At 35.8% G+C, this 2,894-nt stretch carries 3 protein-coding genes; all 3 read right to left on the bottom strand.

What is annotated here, in order from left to right:
- Positions 1-316: 316 nt before the first annotated feature.
- A complete protein-coding gene (locus T515_RS15965) occupies positions 317-1,549 on the bottom strand; it encodes a tyrosine-type recombinase/integrase (RefSeq protein ID WP_036613492.1) in 1,233 nt (410 codons plus the stop codon).
- A 154-nt stretch (positions 1,550-1,703) separates the two neighbouring features.
- The gene (locus T515_RS15970) at positions 1,704-1,928 is read right to left on the bottom strand and encodes a DUF6462 family protein (RefSeq protein WP_036613495.1); all 225 of its coding nucleotides are present in this window, start codon (positions 1,926-1,928) and stop codon (positions 1,704-1,706) included.
- A gap of 13 nt (positions 1,929-1,941) precedes the next feature.
- Positions 1,942-2,490, bottom strand: a complete 549-nt coding sequence (locus T515_RS15975) for a hypothetical protein (RefSeq protein ID WP_036613497.1) — start codon at positions 2,488-2,490, stop codon at positions 1,942-1,944.
- Positions 2,491-2,894 lie beyond the last annotated feature (404 nt).

Below are 2,894 nucleotides of genomic sequence, written 5' to 3' on the forward strand. Positions count from 1 at the left end.
AAGGTAACAGGATATTTTTTTATTCCGGCTCATCACCGTACATAGAGAATCATATATATTTATCTACACATGGCTGACTTTTCCATCGAACCTCATTGAGCTTTATGAAACCAGTGTATCCATAGAGTATTCTTTGGTCATATATATGCTCTCTATAGTTTTATCCATCTTTGACCAAATACGTCCAAACTAATCCAATAAAGAAAATTTACAACATATTTTCTAACAGCACATCTCTATAATATACCTTGTTCTATTCTATTAAATATCGAGAGATTTGTCCATACATTTATTCGGGTTTATCTCCGATATGAAATCAGATTATTATCTTTCCATCCAGATTCCTCATCACTTCCTGCTTCTTCTCTTTAGTGGCTTCAGCGTATATATCCATCGTAGTTGTAATATCCGCATGTCCCATTATACTCTGGATAACCTTAAGATTTGATTCATTCTCACACAGTCTTGTACAGAAGGTATGTCTAAGAACATGTGCAGATAACTGAGGCAGTATAAATGGATCCCTGTCTTCCTTGGCTGCTGCTATTTTTTCCCGCTTATTATATTCGTCAATTGCCCTATGAATAGCGTTGTTTACAGCCTCTGCAAGATATACTGTATGTTTGGCTGTTGAAAATACAAATCCTGAGTAGCCATCAACCTCTTCCTCACAGAATCCCAATATCTTCTGATACTCATATTCCGTTAGAAATGCCTGATATACTTCTTCAATCATTGGTATAGTCCTTGTTCCAGCATTACTTTTGGTACTTTGGATTCTCTTTCTACAAACTCCTTTCTCGTCCGGTCTGTCGCTTATAGTATGGTTAACGCTAATAATTCTATTTTCGAAATCAAGATCATCCCATGTCAGCCCGAGGCATTCTCCTATACGCATTCCGGTCCCTAGAAGCACTGTTATTATAGGAAGCCAGCCCTCATATTCCCGATTATCTTTAAAAAAGTCGAGAAATACCTGTTGCTGTTTAACCGTCAGTGCTTGTCTTTTTCCTTTTATCCAGAATTTGCTACGCTTTATCTCAGCCATAACTCCATCTGTTGGATTAGTTCTGATAAGTCCATCCCTTATTGCCATCTGAAATGCAGGATGAAGCAATGTATGAACATGATCTACTGTGGCTGCAGAAATCCCTTTATCCATCATAAGGCTATAATAAAACCTCTTAACATCAGAATACTTAACATTTATGACCTTTGATTTCCCAAAATTATCATGAATATACTGCTTGAACATAAAGCGATAAGAACCTTTTGTTGAAGTCTTAAGATCATGCTTCTGACTTAGATAACTTTCAACCATATGATTGACTTCTATTGTCTTTGCTTTATATGGATCTAATCCGTCTTCATAGTCTCTTTGCAGTGCCCGCTCCCTTTCTCTAAGCTCTACTAATGTTTTTGAGTATATAAAATGTCGCTTACCAAATCTGTCAGTAAAAGCATATGAATATTTACCATCTTTTCTCTGACATTCTCCCGTTCGTAGATTGTATCCTTTGCTATCTTTTCTAGCCATATTCTTCCTCATTCTTTCATAAAAAAAGAGGAACAGCCGGTTCTATAGTGATTATATTCCGCACCATTCCTCACTTTCAATCCATATATTTCCAACAATATTACTTAGACCATTTAGCAATCACCTCAGTGACTCTGTATGGATTTGTATGGACAAATACGTACTGTTAAGAATTTTCACAAAAATTTTCAAGATACTCATCAATCTTATGAGTGTTAACCAGAACACATCTCTTTACTCTGTAAATTGCGTTGGCTTCCTTAGCCATTTCCTGAAATGTGTGTATTCCAACAGAATAAAGCTCTGCACCTTCTGCGTATCTTACGAATTTCTTCTGGCCCTTTAAAACCTTCTCCTCTAACTGTGGTACAACTATTCTTGACTTAGGCATCTCAGCATCCTCCTTACAATCTTCCCTCAAGATATTCAAGCATATTCTCTTTGACTTCCAGCTTAATTTTATAAATTCGGTTACGAGTTGTATCAACTCCAGAACCAATCTCAGCAGCAATCTCTCCAGTGGATTTCTTCTTATTAATATAGGAAACAAAAATACTTCTATCTTCATCATCCAGGCATTCAACCTGTCTCTTGAAGAGATCATAGTCATGTCTCATCACTTTGAGCAGAAATGCTTCTTTTTTAAATTCTTCTTCACGATCTGTACCATCAAGTACACCTCCTGAAAAATCACAAGTCTTCAGAGCTTCTCTAATCGTCACATGGCTTACTGATTTATCAGCCGTTGGATTACTTAACATGCTTTTCTGAATCCTTACACCCAGATCATCATCTTCACCTCTTCTGTTAGATTCTTTCTCGTTTTCGATCAGATACAGCAGCCCCTCTATACGTCCATCAACTACTTTAAGAAATACAGAATAATACTTATAGATCAGATCAACTCGCCTTGAAGCATCGGCAACTGCATACTTCTTAACTAAATTTGCCACCTCTCATACCTCCTGTCGAATGTGACTTTTTGTATTTGTTTTTGTTTACATCTAATATTCTATGCCTCTGTATGCCTACCTTCGAGAAAGCTGCCTTTGACTTTGGTCAAATTATATCTGACTTTTATCTCGCATATTATATATAATCCGTCTAAATTACATCATCCCATTATGCTTTAATTCTTATATAAATTTGTATGATATATGATTAAAACTCGTAGAATAATCCACTATCATTTCTATTTATTAATCTTGACTAATCATTTGTATAAAGATTTAAACTATTTGTCATTGATATCATAAAAAAAGATTGGCCTTTCGTCATTTATAGTGGGTAACCCCACCATTGCTCATTGATTAAATTTAAAAGTTTCTGCTATCCTTGATATATCAACCAGCCACAC

The sequence above is a fragment of the Oribacterium sp. P6A1 genome, assembly GCF_000702885.1.
Lineage (GTDB): Bacteria > Bacillota > Clostridia > Lachnospirales > Lachnospiraceae > Oribacterium.

Coding starts and splice junctions, on each gene's coding strand:
- T515_RS15965 (WP_036613492.1), bottom strand. CDS start 1,549: ATGAGGAAGAATATGGCTAGAAAAGATAGCAAAGGATACAATCTACGA.
- T515_RS15970 (WP_036613495.1), bottom strand. CDS start 1,928: ATGCCTAAGTCAAGAATAGTTGTACCACAGTTAGAGGAGAAGGTTTTA.